The organism is Gemmatimonadaceae bacterium (genome assembly GCA_036003045.1).
Lineage (GTDB): Bacteria > Gemmatimonadota > Gemmatimonadetes > Gemmatimonadales > Gemmatimonadaceae > JAQBQB01.
In genome coordinates this window covers 103,878-111,643 of sequence record DASYSS010000040.1, presented here as the reverse complement: position 1 = coordinate 111,643, position 7,766 = coordinate 103,878, and the positions used below count along the sequence as shown (strand labels likewise).

The following is a 7,766-nucleotide window of genomic DNA, read 5'->3' as shown; positions in this document are numbered from 1 at the left end:
CTCGCGCCATGGAGACCGAATCCCGCGGGCGCTCAGCGTACAGATCCGGGTGAACGTCCTCCAGTATGCGCATCATCGTGTCGATGTCGGCGATCGCGTCGGCGCGGCTGATCGTCGTGCCGACGACCTCGGGCGAGGCGCGGGGCGTCGGCGGAATTCGAATGGGCGAACAGGCGAGTCCGGCGGCCCCGAGCCAGGTCCAGCGCCATCTCGTCCGCTTGGCCGGCTGAAAGGCGTAAGCCTTGGTAGCGGCGCCGATCGACCCCGGTCGACTACGCCGGCATTTCGTGAACACCATCACTGGGAGGTGCATCGGCCATGAGTGATCATGTGAGCTCGCTGCATCCAAACGTTCGATTCTCGCGGTTCGTGTTTCGTCTCGCGGCCTTCGTGGGCCTCGTCGAAGTCGTGCCGCTGTATTTCTCGGAAGGGGTCATCAGCCGCACGCTGCCGCCGGCGATCACGCACCCGGAATTCTATTACGGGTTCATCGGGGTGGTGGTTGCGTGGCAGATCGCCTACCTGCTCATTTCCGAAGATCCGGTGCGCTACTACCCGCTCTTCCCCGCCGTGTTTCTCGAGAAGCTTCTTTACCCCGCGGCGCTCGCCATTCTGTCCATCGGCGGCAGGGTGCAGTCGCCCGCCGTGCTGCTGGGTGGCGCGATCGATTTGGTCTTGCTCACGCTGTTCATTGCGGCCTGGGTGAAGCTGTCGAAGGTTCCGGCGGATCCTTGGGCCATCGCCTCGGCGTCGCGGTGGTGGTAGTTGCCAACGCACTCTCGAGAATTGCGCGGGGATGTAAGGCGAGGCTGTTCTGCGTCATCGCAGGTGGATTGCCGGCCACTCTGAGTTCGATTGGCGAGGCGAGTACGGCTTTCCGCTCGACGACGGGAACGGACATCAGACCACTGACGTCACTTTCGGCGTTGAGCGGCAACGCTCCTTTGTCGCTCGAGACTCCATCGCGTCACGCCGAACCTGTTGTCTGACATCAGGAATCGGTCTTCCGACTTCGAGCGCACAGCCATACCCCGCCCGCCAAGACAGACCTCAAAGTGGCCGCGATCCAAGCGCCGTCACGCGCCGTGCTTTCAATTCGCTAACGCGTTTGCCGCTTGCAGGACCGGCGGTCCAGCGCCTTCGTACTCGGAGTCGATGGAGGATCGCGAATCGGCGGAGGTCAAGACATGAAGCGCGTGATCGTGGTGGGATTCTTGTTGTTCGTCTCCGTCAAAGCGATGGCGCAATCGGCGGCGGATCCGTTCACCTCGGACATCCGGCGCGACTACCGCGCCGTGCGTGATTACTTCAGTCGGGCCGCCGAGAAAATGCCCGAGGACAAGTACGCGTTCCGGCCGTCGCCCGACGCGCGGACGTTCGCGCAGCAGGTCGCCCATGTCGCCGACGACCAATACAACCTCTGCTCGCCGGCGAAGGGCGAGCGACGCAAGGCACCATACACGGACATCGAGAGCCGGCTGGCGACAAAGCCGGAACTCGTCGTGGCTCTCAAGGATGCATTCGCCTTTTGCGACGCCGTGTACGATGCGATGACCGACGCGACGGGGCTCCAACCGTCCACGGGTATGAAAGACCGATCCAAATTCTCGTACTTGAATTGGAATCTCTGGCATACCTGGGAGCATTACGGTAACATCGTCGTGTACCTGCGGATGAATGGCCTGGTCCCGCCGTCCAGCGAGAAGACGCCGACACCGCCCGCAGCCGCTCCGCCGCCGACGTAGGCGTTCCCGCCCTACCCCCGCCTTCGAGTGCGATGCCTGGCAGCCGTTCGGTGGTCGCGCTGATCGCCAGTTTCCCGGTGACCGGCAACCAGTGACCGGTGACCGGTGACCGGAAATCGACTGACCTACACCGCCGCCTTGAGCACCGGCTCCTCGCGCATCGCGTAGATCCCCGCGGCGGCGTAGAGAACGGCGGCGAGGATGTACATCGCCTTGATCCCCAATGCCATCGCGCTGTACTCCAACACGCCGCCGAGAATCGCGCCAAGCAGGTTGTAGGCGAGCGCGCGCGCCGCATCGCCACGGCGTGACAGCAGCGTCGAGAAAATCAGCGACGCGAAGAGGATCGGCAGCGCCACCATGAGCGCGCCTGCGCCCCACTGCGCCGCGGTGCCGAGCGGCAGCAGCGCGCTTGCCGGGATCACGTAGGCAATCGCCAGGGTGAGGAACAACGCCAGGAAAAGCGGGCGCGTGCGCGTCGGTTCGCGCCGCTGAACGACGACGTTCGCGATCAACACCATCACCAGAATCGCCGCGAAGACCATCAGGTTCACGGTCCACGTCGAGCCGAAGAGGAGCGACATCTCAGTGACGCTCTTGGTTTCGACGAGGAGGAAGCCGGCGCCCATGAAGAACATCGCGGCGTCCAGTTTGCCGCCGGTCAACGACTGGCGCGCGCCGACGCCCATGAACAGGCCGGTGATGACCAACAGCACCACCAGCGCGCCGATGTAATGCGCGGGGATCGTGCGGCCGGTCAGATAGAGATACGGCCAATCGTCGTGCGGGCGCTCGGTCTGTTGCGTGAGGTCGCGCATCACGGCGGGTCTCGCCGCCGGCACGTCTCGCGCGCCATGGCCCGCGACGAACGTCAGATCGAACAAGTAGTCGTTCTCGAAGAAGACGCCGGGCGGCTCACCGAATGCTTCGCCGATCATCTGGTACAGCTTCGCGCCGATCGACGCGTTCGCCGACATGTGGTAGGCGATGAGCGTTCCGTCGGGCGCGAGCCGGCTTCGCGCCGACTTGAACGACTCGACGGTATACACGTAGTTGTCGAGACGGACCGAGCTCATGCCCGAGAGCAGCGTCTGGCTGTCGAGCGTCCCGAAGACGATCACGTTGTAGTGGTGCGGCGTCGTGCGCAGGAACGCGCGCGCGTCGTTGATGTGGCGATGGACGCGCGGATCCGAGTATGGCTGCTCCGGGTGCCCGGCCGCGCCGATGTCGGCGATGGCCGGGTCGATCTCGACGGCGTCGATGTACTTCGCACCGTTCTGCAGCAACAGGGCGAGGTCGTTACCCGTGCCGGCACCCACGACGAGCGCCGTGTCGAGCCGGGCGGCGTAGCGGTACGGCCGCACGTATGCCGGGAGCACCGCGTTCACGTACGACCCGGGAATCGCGGCGTGCGCCGAGTCCAGCGGCAGCATGATCTGGTGGAGCGAGCCGTTCACCATCAGCGTGACGCCGCCGTCGTCGCGCCGCAGAAGGTTGATGCGATAGTACGGCGACCAGAACTCCGGTTTCACGCGACTGGTCCACGACGCAACCATCAGTACGGCCGCGGCGGCGGCGCCGACGGCAAGAACGAACCACCGGTCACGAATCGAGGAGAGCACGAGCGCGGCGAATCCGACGGCGAGCCACACGATCGGCGGCTCGCGCAGCGCGCTCAGTACGCCGAATGCAAGAATGCCGGCCAGACTGCCGGCGATGTCGGCGGCGTACGCCCGCAGCGGCGGCAGCTTTCGGAATTGCTCACCGGCCAGCGCGCCGAGCGGCACGAAAAAGAGCGCGATCAACGAGAACAGCGCGGCGACGACGACGATCAGCGGCACGGACTTCGTCGCTCCGCCGTTGCCGAAGATGCCCCAGATGTACTCGTTCTTGTCGTTGGGCACCGCGATTCGCGCGGCGCTGAAGTACCACACGGCGACCAACAGCGCCAATGCGGCGGGCGGCAGCAGCCACTTCAGCCTGCGCGCCGACGACGCGCGGAGCAGGCCGACGCCCATGCCGAGGAACGTCGCGATGAGAACGAAGTTCTGATAGAATCCGAATACACGAACGTAGCCCGACGTGTATCGGATCCAGGCAAGCTCGAAGAAGAGAATGAGGCCCGTATATCCGGCGAGCCTGAACGCCGCGCCGGCGGAATTGGATGGCGTGGCGGGGACGAGGACCGGCGTGAACGGAGGTGTCGGGGGGGGCCGGTCGACTCTTTCGTGAACGCGTGCAGGGGATGACATACCCCGAGGACGACCCCCGTCAGGGGGGCGTCACGATGGCGGCCGGGTGCGGCGTGCGAGGGAGACCGCTTGCTCAGTAGTCGAGCGACAGTCCTACGCGTGTGTCGCCGTTTGGCCCCGCCTGGACCAGCGGACCGAGGAAAAATCGGTCGACGAAGTTGCCGGTGTGACCGTGGTTGTACCGCACGATCTTGATGCCGGCGAACGTGCCGATCGCCGCGCCCACCGCGACGTCGCTCGCCCAGTGCGCGTTGTTGTACATCCTCGAGAGTCCGACCATCGTCGCCGCGCCATACATGGTCGGCGCGACGATCCAGGTCTGACGCGGCCACCAGCGCTGCGATTCGCTGGTCACGGTCGCCGCCATCGCGAAGGCCGCCGTCGTGTGGCCGGACGGGAACGACTGAAAGTTCCCTTGGTTGAACCCTCGGCCGAAATGAAAGTCGTGCGGGTTCGTATCTATGGAAACGAATGGCCGCGCCCGTCCGATGACGCCTTTGAGGAATGTCGTCGTCGCACCAGCGACCGCGATCGCCTCGGCGCCGTGAAGGCCGAAGTCAGCGACGTTCTTCCATCCCGCGACCCGGCCAACGCCGTACATCGACACGGCGATGATCGTCGTGCCCGGGTCGCCGAGGATCCGGACGTCGGTCGACGCGTTCTTGAAGAATTGGTTGGCCTGCGTATTCGGGTTCTGAAGCCGGCCGGCGACCGACTTGTCGATGGGAAACATCGCCACCGTCAGCCCGACGAACCCAGCGGCCAACAACGCGTCACGCGACGTGAAGAGGGTCTTCGCGGCGTGGATGCTGTCGTGCGGCATGGGGGTCTGCGCGCCCGCGAATTGCGGGGCGCAAACCGCTCCAAGCCAGATCACGAGGAGCTGGCGCTTCAGAGACTGAGAGAACACGCCGCGTGAATTAGCAAGTTGCGAACCGGCAAGCGCGACGTTCAAGAATCAATGCGCGTGACGCGGCTTTTCCACATACCTGACAATGAGATAACAAACGAGCCCGGCAGAATTCAATTCGGCGGAACAAGTCCCGTCGCGACCTTGAGATCGTGCACGTCGTACCACCGGCCGGCCCGAAATACCTGCTCGACCTTTCGCAGATCGGAGAGGTGTTCCGCAGGCTTTCCGCCCACGATGATGATGTCGGCGACCTTCCCCGCCGACAAACTTCCATAGTCGCGGTCCTCCTTCATGACGCGCGCCGAGCCGATCGTCGCGATCTGAAGTACGGTTGGCGCCGGGATGCCGGCCTTTTCGTAGAGCTCGAGCTCCGCGTTGTACGACGAGCTTCCGAAGGCGTCCGTTCCCGCTACGAGCGTCACGCCCGCGTCGTACAACCGGCGCAACAGCCGCACGTAGTTCGAATCGGACTTCTGAACGTTCGACGGCAACCCTGCCCCGACGCCCTGGGCAATGCTCGTCCCCGCGCCGATCACCCAAACGCTGAACGTTCCGTCGATGACGGTGTTGTGCCGTTTGAGGTCCGCGATGAGCGCCGTCATCGGCGCCCCGTCGACGTCGATGTTCGGCGCCACGGTCGTCGCGACGAGCGAATAGGCGCGCATCGTCGGCATGTACAACGAATCCTGATAGAACGTCGAGAACAGGAACGCCGCGTGATTCACCTCGTCGAAGCCGAGGTCGATGGCGGCGGGCACACTCAGACCGCGCGGAATGTGTCCGCTCACCCGCATCCCGCGCTTGTGCGCCTCGGCGACGATCGTCGGGATGAGATCTGGATGAACGAGGTTGTAGACCTTGATCTGCTTGTAGCCCATCGAGTCGTAGGCGGCGACCCACCGGCGCGCTTCGTCCTCCGTGCGAACGATGGTCGCCGTGGGGCCAGCCCATTTGCCGGGTCCTTCCATGAACCCGGCCAGAATCGTGTGCGGTGCGGCGATCAGCCCACGGTCGGCGCGGTCGCGCTGCGACGTCGCGACGTCGACGTCCGAGGCAAGGTCGCGAGCCGTGGTGATTCCATACGAAAGCTGCATCGGGCCGCCCAGCGTTTCGCTGAACAGTTGCATGTGGTTGTGCATCTCCCAGAGCCCGGGCAGGACCGTCTTTCCGGTCGCGTCGATGACCGTCGCTCCGGCTGGTACGTTCACGGAGTCGTCCGGCCCGACGGCGATGATTCGCTCGCCGCGCACGATGATCGTCGACCTCGCTCGCACGACGCCGCGCTCGGTGTCGAAAACGTCGCCGTGCACGATCGCGATCGTTCCCGACGTCTGTTTCACCAGCCGACGATTCATCGCCTCGGCCTTCGCGTCGCGGAACTCCGTCTCGATCTTGCGCAGCGCGGGCAGCGCCGCTTCCGCGCCCGGCTTTACTGTGATGAACCAGCCGACTTCAGTCGCCAGCAAGTCGTCGTTGCCGTCGAGCCAGACCATTTCCGGCGTGTCGCTCGTTCCTCGCGTCACCGAAACCAGTCGAGCACGTTCCTTTCCGTGGCTCGTCTGGACCGTGGTCTCCTTCACGATCTCGAGATGCATCGTGGGCGACGTCGCGCCTGGAAGCTTGGTCGTGTGGTCGGAACGGCGCATGAGGAACTGCGCGAGCGTCACTTCGTCGAAGGGTGAGGCGGTCGAGCCGTAATACACGTCGCCCCTGTACGCCTCGGTAATGGTTCTCGCCGGCGTCCATCGGCGGACCGAATCGCCGACGACCTCGATCCGCGATGTGGGATCTCCACTGCGATCGTCCGCGAGAATGGGGCGGTTTTCGACGAACACGATGTGTCCATCTCGGAAGACGTAGCGCGTCTCGATTCGGACGCCCCGATTTCGGTCCGTGAAGACCCAGCGCACGGTGACTGAATCGCCGCGTCGCACGACGACCATCGTTCCGGCGGAGCGGTCGTGATTCAATACCGGATAGACCGTGCTATCCGTAGCGAGCGCGACCGCAAGAAGGAATGGCAACATTGGGCGGGTGGCTCGGGGTTGGGCGGTGAGTCGGCTGACCGAACGGCGTGCGGAATTATGTGGGCTTACGAAACCCACCGTCAGGAGCGGACGCGCGGCCCGCAAGGATGCGGGCCGCGTGTGAGGGGAGACCCTGCCTCTAGCGGCGCTTCTTAGCGGGCTTCTTAGCGGGCTTCTTAGCGGGCTTCTTTGACGGCTTCTTCGCCCGGTTGGCCGGCTTCTTCGACGCGGCCTTCACGGCTTTCCGCGGGCTTTTCTTCGCCGCGGGCGCCTTCTTCGCCGGCGCGGGTCGCTGCGCGTTCGGGCCGACCTGATGCAGACCGATCAGGTTGTTTTCCGGATCGAAGAACGCCGCGATCCATCCCATGCCGCCGCCAATCTCCTGCTTCGGTAACGCCGTCCGCGCGCCGTTCGCCTGTGCCGTGGCCAGCGCGGCGTCCACCGAAGGGACCGTGACATAGTTCGCAAACGGCTGCCCCGGCATTTTCCGCTTCATCAATCCGCCGTTGATGCCATCCTCGCCGTCCTTCGCCATCACCATGAAGTACTCGTCCTCGCCCGGCCCCGTCGGGTATGACTCGAACTTCCAACCGAACAGCTTCGTGTAGAACCCTTTCGCGCGCTCGACGTCGTCGGCCGGAATCTCGAAATGCATGATCGCGTTCGGCATTGCATCAACCTCTCAGGGAGACGTGTGGTTGCCCGGGACATTCATCATAACACGGTCGGCGCGGACGCTCGAATCGGTGAGCGTCTGGCGCGCGTGTGACGGTGGCCTCCGGCGTGACCCGTTCCCTTCGGGAGAGGTCCGCAGGAACGACTTCCTTGC

Annotated in this window: 7 protein-coding genes; 2 read left to right on the top strand and 5 right to left on the bottom strand. The window is 64.6% G+C overall.

The features are described from left to right. A partial coding sequence (locus VGQ44_10250) for a hypothetical protein (GenBank protein HEV8447194.1) occupies positions 1-313 on the bottom strand: 313 nt, incomplete at its 3' end. A gap of 5 nt (positions 314-318) precedes the next feature. Here VGQ44_10250 and VGQ44_10245 point away from each other — a divergent pair. Further along, positions 319-765, top strand: coding sequence for a hypothetical protein (locus VGQ44_10245; protein HEV8447193.1), 447 nt, complete (start codon positions 319-321; stop codon positions 763-765). 422 nt (positions 766-1,187) lie between these two features. After that, positions 1,188-1,745: a DinB family protein gene (locus VGQ44_10240; protein HEV8447192.1), complete on the top strand. Its 558-nt coding sequence runs from the start codon at positions 1,188-1,190 to the stop codon at positions 1,743-1,745. Between the two features lie 125 nt (positions 1,746-1,870). Here VGQ44_10240 and VGQ44_10235 read toward each other — a convergent pair whose 3' ends face one another. The 4 genes from VGQ44_10235 to VGQ44_10220 all read right to left on the bottom strand — a co-directional run bounded on the left by VGQ44_10235 (position 1,871) and on the right by VGQ44_10220 (position 7,607). Continuing rightward, complete coding sequence (locus VGQ44_10235; protein ID HEV8447191.1) at positions 1,871-3,997, bottom strand: hypothetical protein; 2,127 nt, start codon at positions 3,995-3,997, stop codon at positions 1,871-1,873. Between the two features lie 73 nt (positions 3,998-4,070). Continuing rightward, positions 4,071-4,907, bottom strand: a complete 837-nt coding sequence (locus tag VGQ44_10230; GenBank protein HEV8447190.1) for a phosphatase PAP2 family protein — start codon at positions 4,905-4,907, stop codon at positions 4,071-4,073. Between the two features lie 113 nt (positions 4,908-5,020). Beyond that, positions 5,021-6,937, bottom strand: a complete 1,917-nt coding sequence (locus tag VGQ44_10225) for an amidohydrolase family protein (protein HEV8447189.1) — start codon at positions 6,935-6,937, stop codon at positions 5,021-5,023. Between the two features lie 139 nt (positions 6,938-7,076). Further along, positions 7,077-7,607, bottom strand: coding sequence for a VOC family protein (locus VGQ44_10220; protein ID HEV8447188.1), 531 nt, complete (start codon positions 7,605-7,607; stop codon positions 7,077-7,079). Positions 7,608-7,766: the final 159 nt, after the last annotated feature.